This is a genomic window from Kribbella sancticallisti (genome assembly GCF_039530625.1).
Taxonomy (GTDB): domain Bacteria; phylum Actinomycetota; class Actinomycetes; order Propionibacteriales; family Kribbellaceae; genus Kribbella; species Kribbella sancticallisti.
In genome coordinates, this window is sequence record NZ_BAAAOS010000033.1 from 209840 (window position 1) to 235863 (window position 26024).

The 26024-nt window shown below is 67.8% G+C and carries 24 protein-coding genes and 3 tRNA genes; 16 read left to right on the top strand and 11 right to left on the bottom strand.

All coding sequences use genetic code 11. The features are described 5' to 3' along the window. The first annotated feature begins 101 nt into the window (after window positions 1-101). Window positions 102-3269 (top strand): discoidin domain-containing protein, encoded by a 3168-nt coding sequence (locus ABD255_RS24500; protein WP_344217811.1) that lies wholly within the window; start codon window positions 102-104, stop codon window positions 3267-3269. A 1-nt stretch (window position 3270) separates the two neighbouring features. Here ABD255_RS24500 and ABD255_RS24505 read toward each other — a convergent pair whose 3' ends face one another. Then, window positions 3271-3915, bottom strand: a complete 645-nt coding sequence (locus ABD255_RS24505) for a nitroreductase family protein (RefSeq protein WP_344217813.1) — start codon at window positions 3913-3915, stop codon at window positions 3271-3273. A 13-nt stretch (window positions 3916-3928) separates the two neighbouring features. Then, the gene (locus ABD255_RS24510) at window positions 3929-4900 is read right to left on the bottom strand and encodes a penicillin-insensitive murein endopeptidase (RefSeq protein ID WP_344217815.1); all 972 of its coding nucleotides are present in this window, start codon (window positions 4898-4900) and stop codon (window positions 3929-3931) included. 256 nt (window positions 4901-5156) lie between these two features. On the opposite strand from ABD255_RS24510, the gene ABD255_RS24515 reads away from it, so the two are divergent. After that, the gene (locus ABD255_RS24515) at window positions 5157-5648 is read left to right on the top strand and encodes a nuclear transport factor 2 family protein (protein ID WP_344217817.1); all 492 of its coding nucleotides are present in this window, start codon (window positions 5157-5159) and stop codon (window positions 5646-5648) included. A 19-nt stretch (window positions 5649-5667) separates the two neighbouring features. Then, on the top strand, window positions 5668-7701 hold the full coding sequence (locus tag ABD255_RS24520) for a winged helix-turn-helix domain-containing protein (RefSeq protein ID WP_344217819.1): 2034 nt from the start codon (window positions 5668-5670) through the stop codon (window positions 7699-7701). A gap of 6 nt (window positions 7702-7707) precedes the next feature. Here ABD255_RS24520 and ABD255_RS24525 read toward each other — a convergent pair whose 3' ends face one another. Further along, window positions 7708-8328, bottom strand: coding sequence for an L-threonylcarbamoyladenylate synthase (locus ABD255_RS24525; RefSeq protein ID WP_344217821.1), 621 nt, complete (start codon window positions 8326-8328; stop codon window positions 7708-7710). Between the two features lie 205 nt (window positions 8329-8533). Here ABD255_RS24525 and ABD255_RS24530 point away from each other — a divergent pair, with 205 nt between their 5' ends. Then, entirely contained in the window at window positions 8534-8812 is a 279-nt protein-coding gene (locus ABD255_RS24530; protein WP_344217823.1) for an SRPBCC family protein, read from the top strand. A 248-nt stretch (window positions 8813-9060) separates the two neighbouring features. On the opposite strand, the gene ABD255_RS24535 is transcribed toward ABD255_RS24530, so the two are convergent. The 3 genes from ABD255_RS24535 to ABD255_RS24545 form a co-directional block, all read right to left on the bottom strand. Then, a complete protein-coding gene (locus ABD255_RS24535; protein ID WP_344217825.1) occupies window positions 9061-10446 on the bottom strand; it encodes a S41 family peptidase in 1386 nt (461 codons plus the stop codon). 69 nt (window positions 10447-10515) lie between these two features. Then, window positions 10516-11091, bottom strand: a complete 576-nt coding sequence (locus tag ABD255_RS24540; protein WP_344217827.1) for a class F sortase — start codon at window positions 11089-11091, stop codon at window positions 10516-10518. A gap of 59 nt (window positions 11092-11150) precedes the next feature. Next, entirely contained in the window at window positions 11151-11963 is an 813-nt protein-coding gene (locus ABD255_RS24545) for a DUF4397 domain-containing protein (protein WP_344217829.1), read from the bottom strand. Between the two features lie 213 nt (window positions 11964-12176). Here ABD255_RS24545 and ABD255_RS24550 point away from each other — a divergent pair, with 213 nt between their 5' ends. Both ABD255_RS24550 and ABD255_RS24555 read left to right on the top strand, forming a co-directional pair. Beyond that, window positions 12177-12905 carry a hypothetical protein gene (locus ABD255_RS24550; protein WP_344217831.1) on the top strand — a complete coding sequence of 243 codons (729 nt, stop codon included), beginning with the start codon at window positions 12177-12179 and terminating at the stop codon, window positions 12903-12905. A gap of 80 nt (window positions 12906-12985) precedes the next feature. Further along, window positions 12986-14494, top strand: a complete 1509-nt coding sequence (locus ABD255_RS24555) for a DHA2 family efflux MFS transporter permease subunit (RefSeq protein ID WP_344217832.1) — start codon at window positions 12986-12988, stop codon at window positions 14492-14494. On the opposite strand, the gene ABD255_RS24560 is transcribed toward ABD255_RS24555, so the two are convergent. The 3 genes from ABD255_RS24560 to ABD255_RS24570 form a co-directional block, all read right to left on the bottom strand. After that, the gene (locus tag ABD255_RS24560) at window positions 14481-16514 is read right to left on the bottom strand and encodes a neutral/alkaline ceramidase (RefSeq protein ID WP_344217834.1); all 2034 of its coding nucleotides are present in this window, start codon (window positions 16512-16514) and stop codon (window positions 14481-14483) included. The genes ABD255_RS24555 and ABD255_RS24560 overlap by 14 nt on opposite strands. A 102-nt stretch (window positions 16515-16616) precedes the next feature. Then, window positions 16617-17393, bottom strand: a complete 777-nt coding sequence (locus ABD255_RS24565; RefSeq protein WP_344217836.1) for a DNA alkylation repair protein — start codon at window positions 17391-17393, stop codon at window positions 16617-16619. Then, window positions 17345-18088: an SDR family oxidoreductase gene (locus tag ABD255_RS24570; protein WP_344217838.1), complete on the bottom strand. Its 744-nt coding sequence runs from the start codon at window positions 18086-18088 to the stop codon at window positions 17345-17347. The genes ABD255_RS24565 and ABD255_RS24570 overlap by 49 nt, the downstream gene beginning before the upstream one ends. A gap of 290 nt (window positions 18089-18378) precedes the next feature. Here ABD255_RS24570 and ABD255_RS24575 point away from each other — a divergent pair, with 290 nt between their 5' ends. From ABD255_RS24575 to ABD255_RS24585, 3 genes are all read left to right on the top strand, one after another. Further along, entirely contained in the window at window positions 18379-18768 is a 390-nt protein-coding gene (locus tag ABD255_RS24575; RefSeq protein WP_344217840.1) for an STAS domain-containing protein, read from the top strand. Window positions 18769-18837: 69 nt separating this feature from the next. Then, window positions 18838-19866 carry a LacI family DNA-binding transcriptional regulator gene (locus ABD255_RS24580; RefSeq protein WP_344217842.1) on the top strand — a complete coding sequence of 343 codons (1029 nt, stop codon included), beginning with the start codon at window positions 18838-18840 and terminating at the stop codon, window positions 19864-19866. Window positions 19867-19890: 24 nt separating this feature from the next. Continuing rightward, window positions 19891-20475 (top strand): D-sedoheptulose-7-phosphate isomerase, encoded by a 585-nt coding sequence (locus ABD255_RS24585; RefSeq protein WP_344217843.1) that lies wholly within the window; start codon window positions 19891-19893, stop codon window positions 20473-20475. A 16-nt stretch (window positions 20476-20491) separates the two neighbouring features. On the opposite strand, the gene ABD255_RS24590 is transcribed toward ABD255_RS24585, so the two are convergent. Continuing rightward, window positions 20492-20854: an NAD(P)-binding domain-containing protein gene (locus ABD255_RS24590; RefSeq protein ID WP_344217845.1), complete on the bottom strand. Its 363-nt coding sequence runs from the start codon at window positions 20852-20854 to the stop codon at window positions 20492-20494. A 115-nt stretch (window positions 20855-20969) separates the two neighbouring features. Between ABD255_RS24590 and ABD255_RS24595 the strand changes: the two genes are divergently transcribed. Further along, entirely contained in the window at window positions 20970-21698 is a 729-nt protein-coding gene (locus tag ABD255_RS24595; RefSeq protein WP_344217847.1) for a polyprenol monophosphomannose synthase, read from the top strand. A 63-nt stretch (window positions 21699-21761) separates the two neighbouring features. On the opposite strand, the gene ABD255_RS24600 is transcribed toward ABD255_RS24595, so the two are convergent. After that, window positions 21762-22103 (bottom strand): metallopeptidase family protein, encoded by a 342-nt coding sequence (locus ABD255_RS24600; protein ID WP_344217895.1) that lies wholly within the window; start codon window positions 22101-22103, stop codon window positions 21762-21764. Between the two features lie 237 nt (window positions 22104-22340). On the opposite strand from ABD255_RS24600, the gene ABD255_RS24605 reads away from it, so the two are divergent. From ABD255_RS24605 to ABD255_RS24630, 6 genes are all read left to right on the top strand, one after another. Beyond that, window positions 22341-23597, top strand: coding sequence for a hypothetical protein (locus ABD255_RS24605; RefSeq protein WP_344217849.1), 1257 nt, complete (start codon window positions 22341-22343; stop codon window positions 23595-23597). 734 nt (window positions 23598-24331) lie between these two features. Continuing rightward, window positions 24332-24404: transfer RNA gene (locus ABD255_RS24610), tRNA-Glu, on the top strand. Window positions 24405-24463: 59 nt separating this feature from the next. Next, window positions 24464-24540: transfer RNA gene (locus tag ABD255_RS24615), tRNA-Asp, on the top strand. 48 nt (window positions 24541-24588) lie between these two features. Further along, window positions 24589-24661, top strand: a tRNA-Phe gene (locus ABD255_RS24620). A 258-nt stretch (window positions 24662-24919) separates the two neighbouring features. After that, on the top strand, window positions 24920-25171 hold the full coding sequence (locus ABD255_RS24625) for a type II toxin-antitoxin system HicA family toxin (RefSeq protein WP_344217851.1): 252 nt from the start codon (window positions 24920-24922) through the stop codon (window positions 25169-25171). Then, window positions 25164-25763 (top strand): hypothetical protein, encoded by a 600-nt coding sequence (locus ABD255_RS24630; RefSeq protein ID WP_344217853.1) that lies wholly within the window; start codon window positions 25164-25166, stop codon window positions 25761-25763. Before ABD255_RS24625 ends, ABD255_RS24630 begins: the two co-directional genes overlap by 8 nt. The last annotated feature ends 261 nt before the right edge of the window (window positions 25764-26024 follow it).

The following is a 26024-nucleotide window of genomic DNA, read 5'->3' on the forward strand; positions in this document are numbered from 1 at the left end:
GATTCCGGACCGGCGAGTCACGCACCGCGACCTTGACCCGCGGTGAGGCCAGCCAGACAATCGTGCGAACTTCTGATCCTTTCGCCGCCCGGAGGACACAAATGCGCATACTCGCCGGTCTCGCCTCCGGGGTGCTGGTGGCGACGCTGATCCCCCTTCCGGCTCACGCGGCCCCACCACCGGTGTGGACGCACAGCGCCGCCGACCGCCTGTTCGCCGGCACCACCAAACCCGCGAACGCGCCCGCCGCGATCGCCCTCTACGCCGCGCGCAACGAGACCGAGGCGGCACAGATCGCGGTGCGTCCGACGGCCGCGATCACCGGAGTGTCCGTCGCCGCGAGCGCTCTGACCGGACCGGGCGGCGCCACCATCCCGGCATCGCAGATCACCGTGCGGCGCGAGTACCTGCATCCCAACGTCGCCCTGCTGGGCGACGCCGAGGTGGAGCCCGCGCCCGGCGGCGGTACGCAGTACTACGACGCCCTGGTCGAGAACACTCCGCGGTCCCTGGCGGCGAACGTCACCCAGCCGTACCACTACAGCGTGCACGTCCCGACCACGCAGGCGCCCGGCGTCTACACGGGCAGCGCGATCGTCCAGAGCAGCGCGGGCAATGTCACCGTGCCCGTCCGGCTGACCGTCTATCCGACGACGCTGCCGCCGACCGACCAGTCGACCTTCAAGCTGAACAACTGGACCACCTCCGCCGGCTGGGACTACGACGGCACGATCAAGTCCATCCCGATCCAGTACGGCGTCCAGATGTACGACGCCAACTGGTGGCGCGTGATCGAGAGCATGGCCAGGAACCACGCGAAGCACCGCAACAACGTGGTGTTCGCGGACTTCCAAGCGCTGCTGATCCCGGACACCACGATCGATGCTGCGGGCAACTACACGTTCGGCTGGAACACCTTCGACCGGTTCCTGCAGATCTACGTCGACGCCGGGGCGCTGCAGTGGATCCACACCCCCCACCTGCTGATCGGCAGCAACGCGACCAACCCGGCCCGGCTGGAGATGCTGAAGCGTGGCGCGGACGGCAAGCCGCAGATGGTGCCGGTGCTGACCAACACGGCCGAGTCGAACGCCTATCTGGACAAGCTGTTCCCGGCCCTGAAGCAGCACCTGGACGCCAACGGCTGGACGAACAAGTTCTACATGAGCGCGAACGACGAGTCCGGCCGGCCGGAGGACACCACCGCAGCGAACTGGCTCTACGCGAAGTACCGGCAGTTCTTCCCGAACCCGCTGCTGAACGAGGCCGAACTGCACATCCTCACCCCGGCCGCGACCACCACGGCGAACACGCCGATCCTCGACCTGTACGAGAACAACGTCGGCTACTACCAGTCCAAGCGGCTCGGCGGGAACGAACTCTGGCTCTACAACTGCATCGGCCCCCGCGGCCCGTACCTCAACCGCTTCATCGGGTCGCACCTCGACAAGACCCGGCTGACCCCGCTGCTCGCCTGGAAGACGAACTCGGTCGGCTATCTGCACTGGGGCTGGAACTACTGGTTCCAGCACGTCGGCGGACCCTACGTCCAGTTCGACACCTTCGACGGCCCGCAGAACGGCGACAACTTCCTGGTCCGGCCGAACCGCGCGGCGTACGACCTCTACGACAGCATCCGCAGCGAGACCCAACTCGACGGCGTCGAGGACTACGAACTGTTCACCAGGCTCGCCGCGACCAAGCCGGTACTGGCGAAGGCGCTGGCCAACTCGCTGATCACCAACTCCTACACGATCGACCACTCCGGTACGGCGGTCGACAACGTCCACCGCCAGGTCCTCGACGCCCTCGCCACAGGCGGACCCGACCAGACCTACCCGTACTCCGACGACTTCACCGCCGGCGCCGCCTCCTGGCATGCAGGCAAGGGCACCTGGTCCGCCGCCGGCGGCGTGCTCAGCCAGACCGACACCTCCCGCTGGGATTTCGTCAACAGCCTCGAGGCCCGCGCTTACTCCGAGGTGGTGGCGAGCGTCGATCTGCGGATCACCGGCGTCAACAGCAACGACGGCAACAACAACTGGGCCGGCCTGGTCGTGCGGAACCTCAACGGCACGGACTTCGAGAGCGGCTACCTCGTGGCCCAGCGCAACAACGGCGAGGTGTTCGTCTACCGCAGCGGCGCCAATCTCGGCCGCGCGATGGTGCCGGGCTACGCGCCGGGCCAGTTCAACCGGCTCCGGGTGGTTGCGCGCGGCAACACGATCACCATTTATGCCGGCTCGGGGCACGCACCGGTGCTGACCGTGACCGACAACGCGTTCAGCGCGGGCGGGATCGGGCTGGCCAGCGGTGGAGTGAGCGTCCAGTTCGACAACGTCCGGCTCAACCCCGAGACGAACCCCGCGGAGGCGCGGCCGGTCACCGTCAGCTCGACGTACGAAGGTGACGGGTGGAATCAGCGGGCGGCGGTCGATGGACGCCGCACCTCGGTCGCCGGGGCGATGGGCTGGACGAGTGGCGCGGCGGCGAGTGCGACCGACGTTCAGTCCATCCAGCTCGATCTGGGGTCTGTCCGCCCTGTCAGCCGCGTCGATCTCTATCCGCGCACCGATGGCGCCAATGCCGGGACAGGATTCCCGGTCGACTTCACCGTGCAGGTTTCGGCGGACGGCACCTCCTGGTCGACCGTCGCGAGTCGGCAGAACTACGGGAAACCCGTCGCCGCTGCTCAGACCATCCCGTTCGCCACGCAGAACGCGCGGTACGTGAAGGTTGTCGGGAGCAAGCTCAGCCAGGACAACTTCGGTACCTACCGGATGCAGTTCGCCGAGGTGGAGGTTGCTGGAGGCAACCTTGCCGCCGGACGAGCTGTCACCACGTCGTCTTCGTCGGAGTTCACCGCCGAAGGATGGTTGCGGTCCAACCTGACCGACGGATCACGTCAGTCGCGGCTGTGGAACACAATGGGCTGGACCAGCGACTCGGTCGCCGCCGGGAGTACGCAGTACGCGCGGGTTGACCTCGGCGGGCCGAGTCTGGTCAGTCGCGTCGACCTCTCTGCACGCTCCGACGGCTCGAACACCGGGAACGGGTTCCCGGTCGACTTCACCATCGAGACGTCGCTGGACGGGACCACCTGGACTCCGGTGGCCTCAGCCGCGGACCGGCCGCAGCCCGGCGCCGACGTACAGGGCTTCACCTTCCCGGCGACCACGGCCCGCTTCGTGCAGGTCCGCGGGACCGAGCTCCGTCCCGACGGAGAGGGCGGCTACCGGATGCAACTCGCCGAGGTTGAGGTCAGGTGAGTCACCAGCCGTTGAGGTGGAGAACCTCGTCGACCGGCTGGCGGGCGGCCGGCTTGAAGGTGTCGCCGGTGAAGTAGGCAGTGGGTAGGAGGACCGACTGGTGGGTGTCCGCCGGGATGCCCAGCAGTTCGTCAATCTCCTTCTCGTAGGTGAGGTGGAGGGTCGTCCAGGCGGTGCCGAGCCCACGAGCCCGAGCCGCCAGGCAGTAGCTCCACGCGGCCGGCAGGATCGAGCCCCACAGGCCGGCCTGGTTGCCCGCAGGCAGCGATCTCGTCTGCAGGCACGGGATCACCAGGACGGGGACCTGGCCCATCCGCTCGCCCAGGTAGGCGACACTCGACCCGACCCGCTGCTGGATCGGCGCCCGCTCGGGGTCGTCGGCGTACAGGCGGCCGGCCGCACCCGAGGACTCGAGGTACGCCGCGACCGAGCGGCGGTAGTACTCGCCGATCGCCGCCCGCTTCTCCTCGTCCGTGATCACCAGCCAGTGCCACATCTGCCGATTGCTGCCGGACGGAGCCTGCAGCGCGATCTCGATGCACTCACGCACCAACTCAGCAGGCACCGGCCGCTCGAGATCAAGCCGCTTGCGGACCGTACGGGTGGTGGTGAGCAATTCGTCGGGAGTCAGGTCGAGTGTCGTCACAACCTTCAGTCTGTCAGCAGTCGTAGGTGCTGTTGGGGTGGACTGCCTCGCAGTAGCGGATGTGGAGGTGGTTGTCGTGGGCAGGCCACTCGGCGGTCAGACCCTCGTTGATCAGGGTCGGGTCGTTGAACCAGATGAACATCACGTGACCGGGTGCGGCCGCGCGGATCGCCTGGACCAACTGCCGGGTCGCGGCACGGTCGTACGTGGTGGACTGCCAGGTGATCCGGCCCGCGGTGCACTGGCCGTTGTCGGTGCGGATCGGCCAGATGTCGATGTCCAGGCCGTTCTCGTGACTGCCGTGGCCGGGGATGTCACCGCCGTGCTCGAAACCGGCGTCGCCGTACGGGACCTTGCCCTGGCCGGTGCCGGCGAAGTTCCGCGCGGCCTGCTCCAGTTGGGCCACGGCGGCTGAGGCGGCCCAGTTGGCGGCGGTTCCGTTGCCGTCGGGGTCCTGGTCGCACAGGTTGGCGTTGAAGTCGGGGTAGTCGTAGTGCCAGGCGAGGTTGCGCCAGGTGATCGGCCCGACGATGCCGTCCGCGCCGATGCCCGCGTGCGACTGGAAGGACACGACCGCGTCGCGGACCGCAGTACTGAAGACGCCGTCGACCGGAAGGCTGAGGCGGCGCTTGGCGTTCAACTCGACCTGGAGCGCCTTCACTGCCGCGTTGTTGTCGCCGGAGCGGATCGTGGGGACCAGCGCACCCCAGGTCTGCGGCCCGACGATGCCGTCGGAGCCGAGCCCCTTGGCTGTCTGGAAAGCCTTCGCTGCGGTCACCGTGGACGCGCCGAAGATACCGTCGGCGCCGACGGACTGGCCGTGGTGCTGCAGCAGATACTGGATCGCCTGGACGTCGGCGCCGCGGTTGCCGCTGCTCTGCGTCGGGAAGAACGCGTTCGCGTACGCCTGCGCGGTACTCGGCGCGAGGCCGACCAGAACGATCGCGGCCAGCAACGCAGGACCTATTCGCTTGAGGGAGGGCACGGTTGTCTCCATTCGGGGCGGTCGAGCTTCCGTGAGTAACTAACCTCTCGTCGCCACTTTCAGCCACAAACTACCCATCCGCAAGTGCTTGGCGCACCGAACCTCGCCACAGCTGCGAGCTCACGCCCCCGACCCGGCATCCACGATCAGCCGACAACTCACCCCTCCAACCAGCCTTTTCACCCCCTCCACCCGTCGCACTCACCCTCCAGCACCTGGCTGACTGGTTCAGCAAGCAACCAGTTGGAGGATTCGGATGTACGTCACCAGAGACAGCGCCTTCGGGAAGGGCGACCTGCCGCGGCAACTGATCGACCGCGAGGAGGTGATCGACGCCCTCTACCGCTTCGGCCTCGGTCAGGACCTGCGCGACCGGGAACTCTTCACCTCAGCGTTCGCCGCGGACGCAGTACTCGACTTCCGCCCGGCAGCAATCAAATGCGGCCTCGACATCCCACTGATGGAAGGCCGCGACACGATCGTCGACCTCATCCTCAATCCCGAAATTCGCATCGACACCACCCACGTCGTCACCAACGCCCGAGTCACACTCGACGGCGACACCGCCCGGTTGACCGCGATCGTCGAGGCACAACATCTCCCCAAGGACGACCACACCCGCCACGCCCTGCTGAAGAACCTGTACTCCGTGGACGCCGTGCGGGACGGATCGCGCTGGGTGATGCGACGCGTGCACATCGACAACGTCTGGTACACCGGCGACCCGTGGGTGATCACCGGCAAGTGACCGGCTCTACCGTGGGGGTGTGGAGACAGCGGATCTGGTAGCGGCGAAACTGCGTCCGCCGGCCTGGCTGGCTCCGCTCCTGCCCCGGCCGCGGCTCTCCGCGCAACTGGAGAAGGCTGCTGGTTCGTCCTCGGTCATCCTGCTTCTCGGTCCGAGCGGATCGGGCAAGACCGCCGCACTGTCGCAGTGGTCGCCCGGCGCCTGGGTGACTTTGGATGCACAGGACAACGACCCCGTCCTGTTCTGGCGGTACGTCGCTCGCGCGCTCGGCGTGGCGGGAGATCCGCATCCGCCGGGCAGCGATGCCTTCGTCGCCGCGATCGCCTCTCGGGTCGAGCCTGGAAGTGTGCTCGTGCTCGACGAGTACGAGCATGTGGTTGCTGCCGGCATTCATCGGCAACTGGATCTCTTGATCGGCGCCAGTCCGCTGACGCTGGTGATCAGCAGCCGGACGCGCCCGCCGCTGCGGCTCGACCGGCTGCTGCTGAGTGGCCGGTTGACCGTGCTGAGTTGGACCGATCTGCGGTTCTCGGCCGAGGAGGCGGAGTTGCTGGGTCCTCGGGTCGTCGACTCCGAGGGTTGGCCGGCGTCTGTCGCGCTGGAGGGCCGGGAGACGGAGTACCTGGTCGAGCACGTCTGGGGTTCGTTGGCCGCGGACCTGAAGGACTTCTTGCTCGTCGCCGCCGTTCCGGCCCGCTTCGACGTGGCGCTGATGGATTCGCTCACGGGCGCGTCCGACTCGGCCGAACTGCTCGACCGGTTGCGGCGGGACGCGGTCTTCCTGGTCTCGGACGACGGCCGGGGCCGCTGGTATCGCCTCCAACGCTCCTTCCGGGAAGCTCTGCTGCACCGCCTGGAGACCACCGCCCCCGACCACCTGACCGCCGTACGCCGTGGCGCCGCGCGCTGGCACGCGCGCTCCGGTGACAAAGAGGAGGCGATCGGTCTCGCCTTGTCCGCCGGTGATTTCGCCTTTGCCGTGCGTCTACTCGACGAACAACTCGACGGTCTGTATCAGGACGGCCGCCTGGTCTCCTTGGAGCGGTGGTTGCTCGCACTCCCCGATTCGGCTTTGGCAGCCAGCCGTCTAGGCCGCCGAGCCCTGAACCTCTGGTGCGAACTAGGCCGCTTCTCAGAACGCGACCGCTGGATCACCGCCACGTCAGCCGACCACCGCTCAGCCCGCTCGTCCCCGCGCAGTGGGGACGAGCGGGCTGTCGGGGCGGACGAAGTGTGGCGGCTTTGCTTGCCACGGGAGCGTGGTGACCTCACCTCAGCTCTTCGCCAAGGTCGAGAGCTTCTTGCGAGCCGTCTACTGACAACTCCGCAAGCCGCCTCCCAGGCCCGCATCAGCGTCGCCCGGAGCCTCCTCCTCGCCGGCCGCCTCGCCGATTCACAGGCGTTGGCTTCAGAGATCCCCGCCCTCTGGCCCGGCGAACCACCAGCACCTGTCCGCGTCGCCATGCACGGCCTCCTCGGCCTGGCGGCCTACCTACAGCGGGAGGTGGAAGCGGCGGCCGTTCAAGGGGTGCGCGCGGCAGTGCGGGAGTGCCAGGTGCGACCGTCGGCACGAATGATGCCTGAGGCAATGATTTTGCTTGCTTTGTCCTCCCAGCACCCCGGGGCCGAACTGGCGCACCTGCTGGACGAGCCGGGCTACGGCAACGACCTGACCATGGGCGCCTTCGCCAATCTCCTGCTCGCCCAGCACCTCGACGCCCCGGAAGCCCGCGGACGCCTGGCCGCGGCGGACGCGCTGCTGGCGACCTGCCCCAATCCCCTCGGCCTCGTGGAGTTCCGCAACCAAGTAGCAGCCGCGGTCGGCGACCCGATCCCGCCGACCGCGGTATCCACCGAATCCCTCAGCGACCGCGAACTCCTCGTCCTGCACTACCTGCGCAGCGACCTGACCCTCCGCGAGATCGCCGAAGACCTGTTCCTCTCGATCAACACGATCAAGACCCACGCCCGCACGATCTACCGCAAGCTGAACGTGCACGGCCGCGACGAACTGCGGCCGTCGAGATCCGGCGACGCCGAGCCGCAGACGTAGTACCGGCTATTCGAAGGGCTTCGGGTCACCGGCGCCGACGCGGACCACCTCGGGGACGTCCTCGGAGAAGTCGATCACCGTGGTCGGCTCGGTGCCGCAGTCGCCGGAGTCGATCACGGCGTCGATCTGGTGGTCGAGCGCCTCCATGATCTCCCAGCCCTGCGTCATCGGCTCTTCCTCGTCGGGCATCAGCAGCGTGCTCGACAGCAGTGGCTCGCCCAGTTCGGCGAGCAGGGCCTGGGTGACGACGTGGTCGGGGATCCGGACACCGACCGTTTTCTTCTTCGGGTGCAGCAGCCGCCGCGGCACTTCCTTGGTCGCCGGCAGGATGAACGTGTAACTGCCCGGCGTCGCGGCCTTGATCGACCGGAACACCGCGTTGCTGATGTGCACGAACTGCCCGAGTTGGGCGAAGTCCTGGCAGACGAGCGTGAAGTGGTGCCGGTCGTCGAGGTGCCGGATCGCCTTGATCCGGTCAATCCCGTCCTTGTTCCCCAACTGCACCCCGAGCGCGAAGCAGGAGTCCGTCGGGTACGCGACCAGGCCGTCGTCGCGGATCAGATCGACGACCTGACCGATCGCGCGCTTCTGCGGATTCTCCGGATGCACATCGAAATACCTCGCCATACCCCGACCCTAGCGCTCCCGAGCCGTCCGGGCCGCCGCTCGAGACTTGCAACGCCTCATCGCTTTAGTTACTATCTCTAACGATTGCTACTCATAAGAACGATTCAAGGAGACGCGATGCCCCTCGGACGCAGCAGCACCATCGGTCGCGCGACCGAGGTGGAATGCCGACATCACGATGGCCTCGCTGTCAGAACCTTTGCAGGTGGGCGCCACCTTCGACTGGCACACCCATGGGTTGGCGATCACGTCGACTGTCTACGAGATCGTCCCTGGGTCCCGCATCGTCTGGGGTGAGCTGGCGCAGGCCATCGACGGTATCCACGTCTGGACCTTCAAAGCAGTTGCCGACGGCACCTTGATCACCACCGAGGAAAGCTGGTCCGGGCCGCCCGTGGATGCCAACCAACCCACCCTGCAGTCCGCGCTGGACGCCTCACTGACCTCCTGGCTCGAGCACTTGAAGACAACGGTCGAGTCTTGAGGGCCTACTCGCCCCGGACCGGCTCGTAGAGGCTGCCAGCTGAAACCCTGCCAGGCGGCCGGCGTCGCCTGAGCCGCGGGGTCAGGGCGCGAGCAGGATCGTCAGCGCGAGAGTCGTGAGCGCGAGGGTGACGGTGAGCACCCCTCGCGCACTGATGCTGGTCATACAGCAAATGGTCCGAGCCATCTCTGCCGAAGGGAATGGCTCGGACCGTAGACCAGGGGCCGATCCGGGGCGGCCTCGGTGATCTACCTGAGCAGGTTGAGGGCTGTGCTGAAGGCGGTGTCCTTCTTGGCGGCGAACTCCGCGGGAGTGAAGACCGGAGTACGGACGTCCGGCGGGATGCCGGGGCCGTCGTAGGACTTCCAACTGAGGGTGCGGAACTCCTCGTTGGGGACGATGAAGTCCCAGCCGTTCGGGAGCTTGCGGACCAGGACGTCGGAGAAGACGCCTTGGGTGTTCTCGCCGATGCGTACCGGCTTCGGGGTGCGGTTCATCAGGGCCTGGGTGAAGGTTTCACCGGCGCTCATCTGGGATCCGCCGGTGAGGACAGCGATCGGCCCCGTGTACTTCGTGCGCTCCGTGGGCTGGACGAAAAGAGGTTGGGGCGTGGTGAAGGCGGCCGGGTCGGACGGGTCGTTCCGGGCGCGCTTGTAGTAGGCGAAGTACGGGCGGTTGGTCAGGCGCGAGGCCAGGTCCAGGCCGAGTTGGTCGGAGCCGCCGCCGTTGAGGCGGAGGTCGAGGATGAGGCCGCGGAGCTTGCCGGATCCGGTGGTCCGTTGCTTGCTGAGGATCTGGTCCAGCGCCCTGTTCAGCGTGTCCCGCTCGGCCCGGTAGTCGGGGATGTTGCCGAAGCCGAGGAACGCGATCACTCGGAGGTAGCCGATCCCGCCCGGCAGGTCGGCGTACCCGATTCTGTCGTTCGCGTAGGTGGTGAACGGGATGCCCTTCAGTGCGGTCTGCTCGACGTACGGGCGGACCATCGCCTCGAGTTCCTCGGAAGGCAGGACCGTCCCCGGCCGCGAGCCGGTGAACCTCCGCTCGTCGGGAGTCCGGAGCGCCGTGTGGGCATCACCCAGCGGCTTGATCATCGAGGTGAGCAGGCCGAACAGGGCGTCGTCGGACATCCCCGGCGTCACCCGCGGCCGATAGGTGGCTCGCACGGCAGACCAGTCGATCCCCTTGGCCTGGAAGAACGGGTAGTTCTCCGCGTACGTGGTCCAGAACTGGTCGAAGACCGCGAGCGGACCCGTTGCTCCGGGCACCGTGCAGAGCTGAGGCAGTTTCGCCAGCCGGCGCAGGTGCTTGTCGCCAACGTTGCCCTCGACCTGCATCACCGCGCGATCCCGGCGGACCCGGAAGGTGAACGCCTGCTGCTCCTCGGCGGTGAACCGGGCGCCGTCCTGCACATACTCAGCAGCCGGCGTGCAACTGATGCTCGTGGTCGAGTACAACGAGGCCTTGCCGTCGGAGATGGCAAGGGTGGTGCCGTAGCCGTCCATCTGCCAGACGCCGTCGAGCGACGTGGCGGCAGTGGCGGCGAGCGGAGCGGACAGCGGAGCGGCTACGAGCCCGGCGGCGACCCCCACGGCCAGCAGCAGGCGGCGGCGAGGGCGGAACGTCTTGAAGTCCATGCGACCACTCTTGTTCCAGCCCGCTCACCCAGACAGGGAGCGAACACCCCACCCGGGGTAGACCTACCTCTACTGCGCCAACCCGAGAGGAACCGCAGTCACCACGAGGTTCTTCTCGTAGCCGCCGCGCGCCCGGTCGTATGCCCCCGTGCAGGTGATCAGCACCAGCCGATGATCACTCGACTGATCGAAAGCCCCACTCTCCGTCGCCAACGCGTTCTTCGGCACCGAGACCACCGAGGTCACCCGGTACGACGCGCTGTGGCCGGCGCCGCGGAGTACGACGACCTCGCCGGCCTTCGCCTTGAGCAGCCGCACGAAGAATCCGATGCCCTCCTCTGCCGAGTCGACGTGGCCCGCGATCACCACCGAGCCGAACGGGTCCCCCGCCTCGGCGCCGCCGTCCCACCAGCCCACTCGCTGGACCTGCTCGGGCACCACCAGTTGGCCGCCCACCGTCGAGGCGGGAAGAACGGCCGCGCGAGCACCACCCGGCATGACGAGTTCGGTCGGCACAAAGCGGATCCGCTGGCTCGCGGCCGGCGTACCGACTCTTCCGGGCAGCGCGGACGACGGCGGCTCCGATTGCACTATCGCCGGAGTTCCGCCGCCGCCCGCATCGGCACTCGGGACTGCTTCATCCACTTGCGCGGCACACCCCTCCAGGGCCACGCAGGACAAGATCAGTCCGAGCAGGATCCGCCTCAGCGACGTACCGCCCTTCGCGCGGTCATCGCCATCGCTGTCGCCAGTCCGAGCGCGGCGAACAGAGCCACCAGCGGCCACGGTGTGCCCTGGTCCTCCGTCAGCCCCGCGGCCTGACCGCCGGTCCCGGTGTTCACCAGACCCGGCTTGTCGCTGCCGCTGCCCGGCAGTTTGAGCGTCGCCACCGCCACATTCATCGTCTTCGACGCCGGTTCCCCGACCGCGAAAACCCGGGTCAGATAACCAGCCCGAACCGGTAATGGCAACGGTCCGAGAACAACAGGTGAAGTCGCTCCGGTGGGCACGATGTCGACCGTGTACGTTCCGGCCGGAACGACTACGTCGAGTGATTCACCGTTCGCCACGTTCGCGAACAAAACCTTCCCGTTCACCCGGATATCGGCCGGTCCGACCGCCGCCGTGTGGGCCACCCGGACGGCCGCCTTGTCCCGCGGTACGGCGGTCAACTTGTTGGTGTAGGTGGTCATCACCGGCGCCGCCGTCGGCGCGGCCGGACGGTGGATCACGACGTCGAGGTTGCTTCCGGCCCCTACCGACACCCGCCGCTGGAGCACCACTTTCCCGCCCTCCCGGGCGGTGATCATGCGCTGCCCGGAGCCGACCTTCACTGGTCCGACCACCTCGGTCGCCTTCACCGCGGTGGCTACCGTCCTGCCGTCGACGGCGATGTCGACGGTCCGCCCCGGCAGTCCCTGCACGACGTGCAGAACGGCGTTCTCCGCCGCCCGCGCCGGTACCGCGACCAGTGCGCCGAGGCCGGCGACGGTCACCGCCAGCATCAGGGAAATCACCCTCCGACAATGCGGACCTGATATTCTCGAAATCACCGCCCCAACCCGCGCGATAACCGTTCGAGATTGTCCGGATACCCTCTGTCCCCCCATTTTCCACCCCTTTTGGAAATGACCCCCGAATAGTCGTGCATGACTAATTCCGGCGTATCGTATGCGGAAGTCGATCCGGCCACCAGAGGAAGTGGCCGGATCCCTTGGGGGCGATGGCGCATGTCCGCACGCAACGCGAACTGGGGAACGGTGCCGGCGGTGGTCGCACTGGCACTGGGGCTCGGCGCGGCCGCCGCCTGCTCTTCGGACCAGGCCGGCGCCCCGACCGCACCCAGTCCCGGCACGCTGACCAGCGGTGGCGGCGCCGCGCCGGTCCAGCCGCCACCGACCGCGGAGGGTCCGGGCCTGAACGCGCCGGGGATCCGGCTGGCCGCGGTACCGCGAGGCGACGGCAGTTTCGACATCACCGAAGAAGTGATGCTGCGCGGCGAAACCAGCACCATCCATCTGCAGTTGCCGCGGTCCGGCGAAGGGCTGACCGGGATCATGCGGAAGACGACGCCGGTCGCGACCAGCCTGAGGATCATCGCGGACGACGATCCGGTGCCGCTGGAGAACCCGCAACTGACCGGCGCCCGGGACGTGCCGTTGCTGTCCGCCGCCACCAGGCTGAAGTTGACCTATCGACTGACCGGCTCGAGCGTTCGCAGCCTCCAGTCCGAGACCGGCCGGGCGTCCGCCGCGATCCGGCCCTTGACCGCCGACGTGGACAGCACCCTGCCGACGAACCTGGTCGTCTCCGGCGGCGGCCTGCTCAACGCGGTCTGCCCGGAACTGCCCGAGACCCGCTGCGCGGTCGGAGAACCACCCGGCCTCGGCATCCAGCAGGGCATCCCGGCCGGCCGGGCGCTCGCAGTACTGCAACTGAACCTGCCGATGCAGCCCTAGCGTCCTGAGTCGGACTCAGGACACCAGTTTCGCTTACGGACACTGGCCCTGGGCTGCTTTGAAGCGCTTAGGCTGTGCGCATGGTCGACGCGCAGTCTGAGGAGCGGATCGCTTTCGGTACGGCCCGGGCGCGGTGGGTGCTGGCCGCCACGGCGCTGGGGTCCGGGATGGCCTTCCTGGACGGCACGGTGGTCAACGTCGCGCTGCCCTCGATGGGCCAGGACCTGAACGCCGACATCGCCGGTCTCCAGTGGATCATCAACGGCTACATGCTGATGCTGGCCTCGCTGATCCTGCTCAGCGGATCGCTCGGTGACCGGCTCGGCCGGCGGCGGACCTTCGTGGCCGGGGTGATCTGGTTCGCGATCGCCTCGCTCGTCTGCGCGGTGGCGCCGAACCTCGAGGTGATGATCGCGGGCCGCGTCCTGCAAGGCATCGGCGGCGCGCTGCTGACACCGGGCAGTCTGGCGATCCTGCAGACCAGCTTCCGGCACTCCGACCGGGGCAAAGCGGTCGGCGCCTGGTCAGGACTCACCTCGGTCGCCGCGGCGATCGGCCCGTTCGTCGGGGGCTGGCTGGTGGACAGCGGCTCCTGGCGGTGGATCTTCCTGCTCAACCTGCCGCTCGCGGCCGTCACCGTGCTCGTCACCCTGAGGCACGTCCCGGAGAGCCGCGACGAGACCTCGACCGGCAAGCTCGACGTCGCCGGCGCCGCGCTGGCCACGATCGGCCTGGCCGGTCTGACCTTCGGCCTGATCCACGCCGGCGAACGCGGTTTCGGCGATGCCGTCGTACTGACCGCGCTGGCCATCGGAGTGATCGGGCTGGCCGCCTTCGTGGAGATCGAGCGCCGCAGTTCGCACCCGATGCTGCCGCCCGGGATCTTCGCCAACCTGCGCTTCACCGGCGCCAACCTGGTCACCGTCGTCGTGTACGGCGCACTGGGCACCGCCACCTTCCTGCTGGTCGTCTACCTGCAGACCGCGCTCGGCTACGAAGCCCTCACCGCGGGCGCCGCGCTGCTGCCGATGACGATCCTGATGCTGACCCTGTCCGGCTACGCGGGCAGCCTGTCCGAGCGGATCGGCGCGCGCATCCCGATGACGATCGGTCCGCTGTTCATGGCGGGCGGCTTCCTGCTGATGATGATGGTCAAGCCGGGCGCCGGCTACTTCACCGCCGTCCTGCCGTCGGTCGTGGTGCTGGGGATCGGGCTGGTGTGCACGGTCGCACCCCTTACGGCCACCGTGCTCTCCTCCGTCGAGGATCACCACGCGGGTGTCGCTTCCGGCGTGAACAACGCCATCGCCCGGTCCGCCCAGTTGATGGCGGTCGCCGCGATCCCGCTCGCCGCGGGGATCACCGGCGATTCCTACCGGGACCCGGACGCCTTCAGCGACGGCTTCCAGATGGCCATGTGGATCTCGGCCGCTCTGGCCGCGGCTGGTGCGGTCATTGCCTGGTTCACGCTCGCCGAGCGCAAGCCCGTCGAGCAAGAGCCCGTCGAGCGTGAACCGCAACTGCATCACCGGCACTGCTCGCTGGAGGCGCCGCCGCTGGCGAACACCCCCAGTACTACGCCACGGTGAAGGTCCGCGACGTCCCGGTGAACGGTGTGATCGTGCCGTTCAGCGCCTTCGCATCGCCGTGGTGGACGATCCGGTAGGTCCCCGTCGCCGTCGCCTTCCAGGTGACAGTCGCCTTCGAATCGGCGATGCCGGTGCGCTCCCAGCGGTAGGTCGTCGTCCAGTCTCCGTCGTCCGCGACTCGTTGCCACTGACCCGAGACCAGCTGCTGTACTTCGAGGAATGTGCCGTTGCGGCGCAGGTTGTTCTTCGGATGTCCGGTGACGAACGAGACCGACACGGTCGCGCCCAGCTGGTACGACGGCGCCGCGTCCGCCAGCACCTGGCCGAACTTCTTGAACGGCGGCGGGCTGTCGAACACGACACCCGTCTGCAGGTTCAACTCGGCCGTCGCGGGCTTCGGCGGATGTGTCCCGGCGGCGACCGGAGTACCGGCTTTCAGAGCGCGTGCGAGTCCGGCGAACTCCTGCTGGTACGCCGGCAGCGTGTACTTCCCGAACAAGGTGGAGCCGCCTTCGTACTGCTGGAGCTGGTATTCCTCGGGCGTCGTCACGTACTGGCTGTACGCGTTCGCGTAGCCCTGGATCAGCACGTTCTCCAACGGCACCCCGAGCTCGGCGGCGACCGTACGGCGAAGTCGCAGGCCGGCCACGATCGTCACCTCGCCCGGTACCGCGACCAGGTGGAACTGGCCGAGCTTCACCAGCTGGATCGGCACGACGTCGGGTGTCGCCTGCAGCAAACCGGTCGGCACCGCGGCGAGCTTCGGCGACTGGCAGCTGATCAGCCACGGCGGCACGTCCACCTTGAACGGCTTGAGCAGCTCGAAGAACGGATTCGTCACACCCTCGGGGATGATCGCGATCCCCGGGCCGTCCTCGACGCTGCCCGCCAGGGTCGAGACGCCGACGACGCCCGGGCAGGTCCGGTGCGGCTGTCCGTCGGGCGTGTAGCGGCCGTCCACCTGAACAGCCGACATGTCGACAAAGCGCATCCGGGCGTCGATGCTTCCGGTGATCGTTGCCCGCGGGCCGTTGTAGGCCTCCTCGGCGGCGGTCTGCTGCCGCTCGCCGAGGATCCGGCTGTTGGTGACGGGGTCCTCGGTCGGCCCGGATCCGGGCTTCAGGTTGAGGTTGGGTGACATGTCGCCGGCGTTGGTGTTGGGGAACGCGGCAACGAAACCCTGGCTCTCGTCGAGATAGCGAACGCCCTTCTCGTCATGCTCCCAGCGGTAGGCCGCGTAGCCCTTGTTGTCCGGGCTGATCAGCGTGTTCTCGTTGGTGATCGAGGTCGCGTGGGTGGCGAACCAACTGATCGCGCCGATGTCGCTGCCGCCCTGCTGGAACCGCAGTACGGTCACTGCCGGGTCGATCGCCTGCGGGAAGGCCGCCTGGTCCGCCGCCGGGTTCTGCTCGAAGGCGACCCGGGACCGGTTGACGCTGGCGTTGGTGAGAGTGGAGCGGCCGAGGCTGATGGTGCCGGGGGCAAGGTTCTGGTGGGCCTCGGCGATCGACTCGACGATCCCGTCCACGGTGGCGTCGAAGGCCTGCTTCTGGAAGCCGAGGATGGACAGGTTGTAGGCCAGGTTGTGCGACTGGCCGCCCGGGCCGGAATGCGTGTGTGTTGCCGAGAGCAACAAGTTTCGCTCGGTGTAGAGGTCGCCGTACCGGGCCTGCAGCTTGGCCAGGACGGCGTCGCGCTGGGCCTGGAAGATCATCCCGAGATCGGCATTCACGTAGGCGACGCGCCGGCCGGTCGACTGGTCGACGGTGACGAAGGCGCGGGACCGGAGCCGCTGGTGGATGCCGGTGGTGTTCTGGCCGAACTTCGAGTAGCCCATCATGCCGTTCTCGGCGGCCGGGCCGGTGACGTCGGAGATCCCTCGACCGACCAGGTACTGCGTCGCGTCGACTTGCGCTTGGCGGTCGATCTCGGCCTGCGCCTGATTGACGCCGGCCGTCGCTCCGGTGGCGGCGAGCGCGAGAGCGAGCAGGGCGGCGAGCGTGCGGGGGCGGCGACGCATGGCAACTCCTCGGCGATCAGAAAGCTGAGTAACCTTCAGTTCTACCGGAGAGTACTGGGTTGGTCGCTGATTGTGTAGCTCTCGGCTTCCTCTGGATCCGATCTACCGCTTGGCGAGGTAGTACTTCCGCGTCTCGGCAGGCAGGCGTTCGATGGCGTACCGGAGCATGGTGCGGGGCATCGCGGGAGCGTGGTTGTCGAGGAAAGCAAGAAGTTCAGCTTCCGAGACACGTTTGCCGGCTTCTCGGAGCATCCAGCCGGAAGCCTTGTGAATAAGGTCCTCGGGGTCGGACAACACCAGCGCGGACAGGGCGTAGATGTCGGCGGATTCGCCGGCCCGGATCAGCCGGTGGGTGGATACCAGCGCGATGCGGCGCTCCCAGAGCGAAGGCGAGACCACCAGTTCGCGCAGGACCGTGCGGGGCTTGTCGAGGAGATAGCCGCCGACGATCTCGGCGGCGCTGCAGTCGACGAGGTCCCAGTTGTTCACGTACTCCGTGTTGCGCAGGTAGAGGTCGTAGATCGCGGCCAGCTCGGACGGGTTCGCAGTACGGGGTTTCGAGGCGCGGGAGGCTCGGTCGGCAAGCAGGCAGAGGATTGCTAGGCGGTGCTCGTGAACGGGACTCGCTAGGGCCTTCTCGAGTGCGCTCAGCGGCAGGTCCGCACGCAGGTAGGGCTTCAGCAGGGCGCGGATGGTGGAAAGCTTCAGGCCGATGATCTGGTCGCCGAAGCCGTAGCCACCGGGCTTGACCTGGAAGTACCGCGTCAGCGCCTCGGCGACCGCGGGGTCCGCCGCGTCGTCGATCGACCCGAGCAGTTCGTCGACTGTACTCAGATCAGCAGCCCTCCGGTGGCCCGCAGGTTCTGCCCGGTGATCCACCGGCCGTCCGGTCCGGCCAGGAACGCGACCACGTCCGCGACGTCGGCCGGCTCCCCGACCCGGCCGAGCGCGGTCATCCCGATCAGCAGGCCGGCCACGTCCGGCGGGTTGGAGTCGCGGAACATGTCGGTGTTGGTCGCGCCCGGCGACACGCAGTTCACGGTGATGCCGCGCGGTCCGAACTCCCGCGCCGCGACGGCCGCGAACTGCTCGAGCGCCGCCTTGCTCGCCGCGTAGAGGGAGATGCCGGGACCCGGCAGCGCGGTGTTCAGCGTCGAGAGGTTGATCACCCGGCCGCCGTCCCGCAGTACGGAGCCGGCTTTCTGCAGGGCGAAGAACGGGCCCTTCACGTTCGCCGCCATCAGTTCGTCGTACGCCGCTTCGGTGACGTCGGCGATCGGGGTCACCATCGCGGCCGCCGCGTTGCAGACCAGGATGTCGAGCCCGCCGGCCGGCTGCGCCGCGAGCTCGAAGACCTGCTCCAGCGCGGCCAGATCAGCCTGATCAGCCCGTACTGCGACCGCCTGGCCGCCGGCGGTCTTCACGGCGTCGACCACCTCGTCAGCCGCCTGCTCGTTCTTCGCATAGGTGAAGGTGACGGCGGCACCGTCGGCCGCGAGCCGGCGGACGATCGCCGCGCCGATCCCACGCGAGCCACCGGTGACCAGCGCACCCTTGCCGTCCAGGACTCCCATCAGACCCTCCTCGAGCAGCTGTCGCTCATCGTCACCGCGCCCTCATGATGCTTGATCAGCAGGTTCAGCAACAGAGTGCCGAACGCCGCGTTCTGGTAAACGCTTAGGTGAATCGGCGGCGCTCTGGTTGCCCAGGGCGACGGCCGTCACAGCGCGTTGGTCACGCTCCGAGATCGCTGCGAAGAGAACCGTTGTGGCGTTCGGTTGTGGGGCATACGGTTACTCCAGGGCTGTCTTCCACCATGCCAGGACCGACCGGCGTTCGTGGCGGCACCCGGGGGAGAGACAGCGTGACGAGCCAGCCCGATTCCCACGACGGGGAGATGATCCGGACCACCTTCGGTGCCGTCACCGAGGAGTTGGAGTCCGGTGTGCTGGTGGTTCGGCTGTCCGGTGAGATCGACATCGCGACCACCGAGTTCGCCGCCGAGGCGATCCGGGCCGCGATCGCGCCGCCGGCCCGGCTGGTGCTGATCGACGTGTCCGCGGTGACGTTCTGCAGCTCCGCCGGACTGGGCAACCTGGTCGAGGCCCGGCAGTTGGCCGGGCAACATGGAATCGATCTCGCACTGGTCGGAGTGGGCCGTCCGGTGGACCGGCCGCTGACCATCACCGGCCTCGGCCGCGAGTTCCAGATCTTCGCATCCGTCCAGGACGCGGTGCGCCAAGACCGGCCCTGACTGGCCCTGACCGGCCCGAACCGCCCGAAGTCCGCGGCCTTGACTGCTCTGGGCCCTACGATGACGCGTGTGAGCGTCGATTCCCGGAAACAGCAGAGTCGGCCGACCGTGCAGGACGTCGCCCGGGAGGCCGGCGTTTCGCCGTCGACCGTGTCGCGGGCCCTGCACACCCGGGGATACGCCTCGCCGGAGGTCCGTGAGCGCGTCCAGGCGGCCGCCCAGCGGCTCGGCTACGTGCCGAACCACATGGCCCGCAACCTGCGCAGCCGCACCTCGACGGCGATCGGCGTACTGATCTCCGACCTGCGCAACCCCTTCTACGCCGACCTGGCCGCCGGGATCGAGGAGGTCCTGCGGTTCGAGGGCCACCAGATGATCCTGGTGAACGACAACGGCGACCCGGAAGAGGAGATGCACGCGGCGGAGACGCTGCTGGCGATGCAGGTGGCCGGGGTGATCGTGACACCGGTCGCCGCCGCCTGCCCGAAGATGCTGCAGGACAACGGGATCCACGTCGTCAGCGCGGACCGGCAACTCGGCCGCGGCGGCGACGCAGTACTGAGCGACAACAAGGCCGGCGCGAAGGAGTTGACCGAGCACCTGCTCGGGCTCGGGCACGAGCGGATCGGCCTGCTGATCGACGAGACGAAGTGGTCGACCGGGGCCGGCCGGCTGGCGGGGTTCCGGGCGGCGTACGAGGAGGCCGGGCTGGAGTTGGACGAAGACCTGATCGTCTACACCAGCTTCGACGCCGAAGCCGCCCGGACGAGCACCGGCGAACTGCTGAACGAGCACGACGTGACCGCGATCCTGTCCGCGAACAACGTCCTGGCCCAGGGCGCTCTGGCCGAATTGAAGCACCGGAGACTCCGGATACCGAACAAAATGAGCCTCGCCGCGTACGACGACGTGCCGTGGATGTCACTGGTCCAACCGGGCATAACCACCGTCGATCAACACACAGTGGATCTGGGCCGTAGCGCTGCGCAACTTTTGCTGGCCCGAATCCGCGATGAACTGCCCTCGCGGCGCCGAATCGTCCGGGTCGCACCCCGCCTCGTCGTCCGCGGCTCCACCGGTCCCGCTCCCCGAAAGTGACCTTTCTGGCGTACGACCGGTCACATGACACAACTCCACGTAGACCGGGTCATCGCCAGGCAGCTCGAGCGGCACGCCGAGGTCGCCTTCGCGATGCACAGCCAGCTAGACGCGATTCAAGCGGTCGCCGACGAGCTCATCCGCCGACTCGACTCGGGCGGAGTGCTCTACACCTACGGCAACGGCGGATCCGCTGCCGACGCCCAGCACCTGGTCGGTGAACTGATCGGCCGGTACCTGCGGGAGCGACGGCCGCTCCCCGCCGTCGCCCTGGTCGGCGACGCGGCCGTGACCAGTTGCATCGCCAACGACTACTCCTATGACGAGGTGTTCGCGCGCCAGGTGCAGGCCCTGGCGCGGCCCGCGGACATGGTGATCGGGTTCAGCACCTCCGGCACCTCCCCGACCGTGGTTCGTGGCCTGGCGGCGGCCAGGTCGGCCGGGGCCTGCTCGGTGGCTGTCACCTCGACCCGCGGGATCGGCCTGGCCGCGGCGGCCGACCTCGCGATCGTCGTACCGGCCGAGGAGACGGCGCGGATCCAGGAGATGCACCTGGTTGCGCTGCACCTGATCAGCGAACTCGTGGACCAGTGGGCGGCCGCCTACTGATCCAGAGGTTGCTGACTCAGGGCTTGTTGACGACGCTCCAGTCGTCCTGACCGTGTCCGTCCGCGACGGCCTGGGCGAGCAGGGCCCGGGCGCCGTCCAGAATCGGGTGCGCCGGTACGCCGGCGCTGTCCCCGAGCCTGGCGGCGTACTCGACGTCCTTGTACGCCCAGGCCGTCGCGAAACTCGCCGGATCGGGGATCGCCTCGCCCCCCGCGGCGGCCTCGGCCGGAGTACGGGCTGCTTTGGCGCCGGCCGCGACAAACTCCTCGGCCCGCGAGGCGGTCCGGTTCCAGACCACCACCTCGTGCCCGTTCTTCAGCAGGTTGGCTGCCATTCCGCGACCCATCACGCCCAGCCCGACCACCGCGACCTTGCTCACCTTGTGTGTCTCCTTCGTGGGAGTAGTCCGTACTGCAATCTTGGATCACGTCACCCAGGCGAGCTTCGGCCGGTTGATGCGATAGCGTCCTGTGTCCCCCCGAAGAAGGAATGTCATGGGTGAGAGTGCCAAGATCATCGTCGTCGTGCCGACCTACAACGAGCGGGAGAACCTGCCCGTCCTGGCCGCGCTGCTGTCCGACCTGAAGTTGCCGGGCCTGCAGATGCTGGTCGTCGACGACAACTCCCCCGACGGCACCGGCGACGTCGCCGACGGGCTGGCCAAGGCCGCACCGGAGGCGGTCGGGGTCCTGCACCGGACCGCGAAGGACGGCCTCGGTCGCGCCTACATCGCCGGGATCAGCCGCGCGCTGGACGAGAACGCCGACATCATCATCCAGATGGACGCTGACTTGTCCCATCCGTCCACAGTGATCCCCACCATGGTCGAGACGCTGCAAACGACGGACGCGGCCGTGGTGATCGGTTCGCGGTACGTCGAGGGTGGTTCGGCGGCGGAGGAGTGGGCCTGGCACCGGCGGCTGCTGTCGGCGTTCGCGAACATCTACGTGAACACGATCCTGCGGCTGCACGTCAAGGACGCCACGGCCGGCTTCAAGGCGTGGAAGGCCGACACGCTGCGGGCGATCGACGTCGCCACGATCCAGAGCAACGGGTACTCGTTCCAGGTGGAGATGAACTACCGGGCGGTGCGCAAGGGGTTCCGGATCGCCGAGGTGCCGATCCGGTTCGAGGAGCGCACGGTGGGGGCGTCGAAGATGAGCCTGAAGGTGCAGTTGGAGTCGGCCCTGATGCCGTGGAAGCTGCGCTTCAAGCGCTCCTGACGGAAGTACGCAGTACTGGCTCGCTGGGGCTTGCCGCCGCGGCGTGGCTGTGGCTGCGGCTCCTCAGCCGTAGCCGAGCTCGTGCAGGCGGGCGTCGTCGATGCCGAAGTGGTGCGCGATCTCGTGCACCACTGTGATGTTCACCTCGTCGATGACGTCCTCGACCGTCTCGCAGATGCTCAGCGTCGGGTTGCGGTAGACGGTGATGCGATCCGGCAGCACGCCGCCGTAGTAGTGCCCGCGCTCGGTCAGCGGGATGCCCTCGTAGATGCCGAGCAGGTGCGGATCGCTCGGCGGCGCGTCGTCCTCGACGAAGATCGCCACGTTGTCGATCAGCGCGACCAGTTCGGGCGGTACCTGGTCCAGCGCCTCGGACACCAGCACCTCGAAATCAGCCCGGCTCATCTCGATCACCGCTCCAGCGTAGTGAGCCGTTCCACCCTTGGTGAGCACGCGGCTGAGGGACGGTGGCTTCCCCGGCACGCGCCGGCCCGGTCCGGCCCGGCCCGGCAGATTCCTGACATGCCGGTTTCTGACATCGCCTTACCTCGTAGTAGGCGCTACCTCCTGCGGATACTGACGGCCACCGGTCGCGTCCCGGCGACCGGGTCCTCCGTCCCCCACGTCCCAGGAGAGATCCGTATGAGAATGCGCACGATCTGGGCGGCCGCCGTCGCCGTTGCCGCCCTCACGACCGGCTTCACGGCCGCCCCGGCGCACGCCGCCGCCTCCGCTTCGGCAGGGGCCGCCTCCGCGGTGGCCGTTGCCAGCTCCGCTTCGGCCGGGACCGTTGTCACCTCCGCTTCGGCCGCAACGGGCGCCGCGCGGCTCGCAGTACCGGACAACCTGTCGCCGGAAGCGCAGTACCTCCTGGACCGCCTGCCCGAGGCGCGAGCGCGGGCCGAGGCGGTCAGCGAGAAGCTCGGCCTCGACACCACCCTGCAGCGGGCGTTGATCAACGCGATCGACCCCACGCAGTACGAGTGCTCGAACGCCACACCGCCGGTGGTGGCCGCCATCATGGCCCCCGCCGCGAAGTGGAACTTCGAGCAACTGCTCGCGGCGCTGCATGTGCTGATCTACAACATGGCGCTGATCGACGCGGCGTACCTGCCGCAGACCGGACCTTTCAGCTACGGCCCGCACGGTGAGTACACGAACGCGGTCACCCACACCTACCGCGACCTAAGGAACTTCTGGGACATCCCCTCCGGCGACATCGAACTGGTACCCGCGCACGGCCGGGCGATGCTCGACCCCGAGCTGAACTACCGCGTCTTCACCAAGGTCTACGGCCTGGCGGACGCCCCGTCCCGGGTCTCGGCCGACTTCGTCGCCAAGCAACTCAACTCGGAGGCGATGGGGTACGGCGACCTGCCGATGTTCACCTTCAACGCGTACGCCGCACCGGGTGAGGTCCTCCCCGGGATCGGCCAGACGCCGAAGCGGATCGCGTTCGGCGACGGCGTGATGGCGGGCTTCGACCTGGTCGGCCTCGGGGACGTGGCACCGAAGGCGATCCTGGCGCATGAGTTCGGTCACCACATCCAGTTCGCCGACAACCTGATGCGCACCGACCTGCCGGCACCGGAGGCGTCCCGCTGGGCCGAACTGTCCGCGGACGCATTCAGCTCGTACTTCCTCACCCACGCCCGCGGCACGGCGATGCAGTGGAAGCGGGTCCAGCTGTTCAGCCAGCTGTTCTACCAAATCGGCGACTGCGGCTTCACGGTAGAGGGCCACCACGGCACCCCCACCCAACGCATGCGCTCCGCCCTCTGGGCGTACAACGTAGGCAACTCCGCCCGCCCCCAGGGCCACATCCTGCCGGCCCTGACCTTCTTCGACCTCTTCAAGGCCCAGTACCCCCAACTGATCGCCCCCGACGCCCCCAACTAACCAACCACGACCAGACCGAGACGCCCGCGCAGATCGGCACTGCGGGATCTGCTCGGCCCAACTGCGCGATCTGCTCAGTTCAACTAGGCGATCTGCTCAGTTCAACCACGCGATCTGCTCAGTTCAACCACGCGATCTGCTCGGCCCAACTACGCGATCTGTCAGGCCCAACTGCGGGATCTGCTCGCCCCAACTACGGGATCTTCTCGGCGCGGACCAGACGCCGCCCGAGCCTGCCGCTCTAACCACCGGGCCCCTGACCGACACGTGGTGCGCGCGACCCTTCCTCACCCCTCCGCGCACCACGTGTCCCCGCCCGCAGGACGCCTCCCCAGGCGCTCAACAGGAAGCGCCCACAGCGTCTACCGGCGGCCCCATCGCAGCCCGGGCGGCGCATCGCAGCACCTCCCCGCCCCACCGCCGTCTCCTCCGGCGCCCGCAGCTCAACCCCTCACCTGCTCCCCATCCGCTCTACCCCTCACCTCCCGCCCTCGCCACCCCACCTCCGCCTCCTCTGGCGCCGGCCGCTCCACCCCTCACCTGCTCCCCTCCGCCCGCCCCATCACCTCCGCCCTTCCGCCGTGCCCTCAAACCCCACCATCCGCTCAGTCCTCGCCCCCACGATTCACCCCGCCGGCGACCCCGATTCCCCTCCCCAGGAACTCGTTTTGGACCTCCGGCAACTGTCCTCTATGCTTACGGACGTCCCTGGAGCTTCGGCTCCCGCGGTCCGAGTCCCCATCGTCTAGTGGCCTAGGACGCTGCCCTTTCAAGGCGGTAACGCGGGTTCGAATCCCGTTGGGGATACGGTCGAAAGACCGATGTCAGCAAGGCTCGCAAGATGGTGTAGCATCATCGAGCAATCTGGCCCAGTAGCGCAGTTGGTTAGCGTGCCGCCCTGTCACGGCGGAGGTCGCGGGTTCGAGTCCCGTCTGGGTCGCCAGGAGAGTGGCGGCGGGTGTCCACACACCGCCGCCATATTTTCTCTCCCGGTCAGGTAGCTCAGCTGGTAGAGCGTCCGCCTGAAAAGCGGAAGGTCGGCGGTTCGAGACCGCCCCTGACCACCTTCTCCAAGCGTGAATCCGGCCATCGGCCAGTGCCTCCGAGTACTCCTGAGTGACCCTGATTGGCCATAGCTAATCGCACGCCAATCGCACGCCGATTCCAGCCCCCGCCGACGCCGCGATCCTCTGGCTTGATGAGCTGGCCGCCAGCGCCTTCACCTGGCGTAGGCTCAGCCATCGGGCTGCTGGAAGGCCCCAGAATGCGGGGGCGTTGGTCAAGCTGTCCCGTACCCCTGAGCGGAGGTCGGTGGAGACAAAGTGAGTCCGATAGCACCCGGCTTCGCAGCTATGAAGGCACGGAAGTTCAGGACGCTGCTCGAACGCGAACTCGGCTATACCGTGGCCTCCACCAAGGGATCACACCGCAAGCTCGTTAGTGAGGGCCGACCTAAGCTGATCTTTGCCTGGCATGACGGTGATGAGATCGGCGCTGCAATGATCCGGACTATCCTGGTGAGGGACGTGGGTCTTACTCTCACGGAAGCGAAGGAGGTTGCCCGGCGTGGCTGAGCAGAACAGAACACACGTAGTTGTGACCTGGGAAGGCGACAGCGGGCTAAGCGCGACCTCCCCACAGGTTCCCGGCTGGTCATTCGGCCGGCCAACTAAGACCGAGTTCCAGGCCGACTACCACGCAGCCCTACGGGATGCAGGTGTGTTGGGGCAGGTCATCGGTCACGAGCAGCGACGCTTCGTGTCACCTGAAGGTATCGAGTACATCCTGCGTATCGCAGACGACAAGCACCGGCCTGAGCGGACGGAATTGGCATGGCGCATGGCTGCCGTCCTGCAGTCTGACCAGCGTCACTCTGATCTAGACACGGCAGCGAAAAACCCAATGGGAGAGGTCACCTATATCTGCTGTATAGCGAGTGACACGGTGGGCTGGGTCGCTGAGCAGATGGACAGCAGAGGCGACGCGGTGCAGGTCGCGCTTGCAGTCGCTGACGAGATGGTCATGACAACTCAGTTCGCTACGGAGGCGTCCAACGAGTCTCTCCCATGGCCGAGCTTGGCTGACCGCGGTTGGCACTCCGACATGACTATCGGCGAGGTTTGTCAGCAGATCGCAGCAGGCGAGCGCGTGGCAGTACTCGTTTAACTCCAGTCCACACCTGCCCCGTCCCCCTGATAGCTGCAAACCCAGGTCAGCGCGGGCCGCGTCAAGTGTCGAGCTTGCTCGATCCCGTAGGGACGCGAAGCGCTCTTGACGTGGGTCGTGGTGGCCGGACAATCGAGCGGCCAGGGGGACGAGGCTAACCGGCGGTCAGACGCCTAGAACAGGTCTGGCCGCTTCATCATGTCTGGGGTTTCTCCGGTTCTCGGCCGGGGTGCCCTCAGGGGCGGGGTGGGTTCGGACGGC

Coding starts and splice junctions, on each gene's coding strand:
- ABD255_RS24500 (WP_344217811.1), top strand. CDS start 102: ATGCGCATACTCGCCGGTCTCGCCTCCGGGGTGCTGGTGGCGACGCTG.
- ABD255_RS24515 (WP_344217817.1), top strand. CDS start 5,157: ATGTACGTCACCAGAGACAGCGCCTTCGGGAAGGGCGACCTGCCGCGG.
- ABD255_RS24525 (WP_344217821.1), bottom strand. CDS start 8,328: ATGGCGAGGTATTTCGATGTGCATCCGGAGAATCCGCAGAAGCGCGCG.
- ABD255_RS24535 (WP_344217825.1), bottom strand. CDS start 10,446: ATGGACTTCAAGACGTTCCGCCCTCGCCGCCGCCTGCTGCTGGCCGTG.
- ABD255_RS24550 (WP_344217831.1), top strand. CDS start 12,177: ATGTCCGCACGCAACGCGAACTGGGGAACGGTGCCGGCGGTGGTCGCA.
- ABD255_RS24555 (WP_344217832.1), top strand. CDS start 12,986: ATGGTCGACGCGCAGTCTGAGGAGCGGATCGCTTTCGGTACGGCCCGG.
- ABD255_RS24560 (WP_344217834.1), bottom strand. CDS start 16,514: ATGCGTCGCCGCCCCCGCACGCTCGCCGCCCTGCTCGCTCTCGCGCTC.
- ABD255_RS24570 (WP_344217838.1), bottom strand. CDS start 18,088: ATGGGAGTCCTGGACGGCAAGGGTGCGCTGGTCACCGGTGGCTCGCGT.
- ABD255_RS24585 (WP_344217843.1), top strand. CDS start 19,891: ATGACACAACTCCACGTAGACCGGGTCATCGCCAGGCAGCTCGAGCGG.
- ABD255_RS24595 (WP_344217847.1), top strand. CDS start 20,970: ATGGGTGAGAGTGCCAAGATCATCGTCGTCGTGCCGACCTACAACGAG.
- ABD255_RS24600 (WP_344217895.1), bottom strand. CDS start 22,103: ATGAGCCGGGCTGATTTCGAGGTGCTGGTGTCCGAGGCGCTGGACCAG.
- ABD255_RS24605 (WP_344217849.1), top strand. CDS start 22,341: ATGAGAATGCGCACGATCTGGGCGGCCGCCGTCGCCGTTGCCGCCCTC.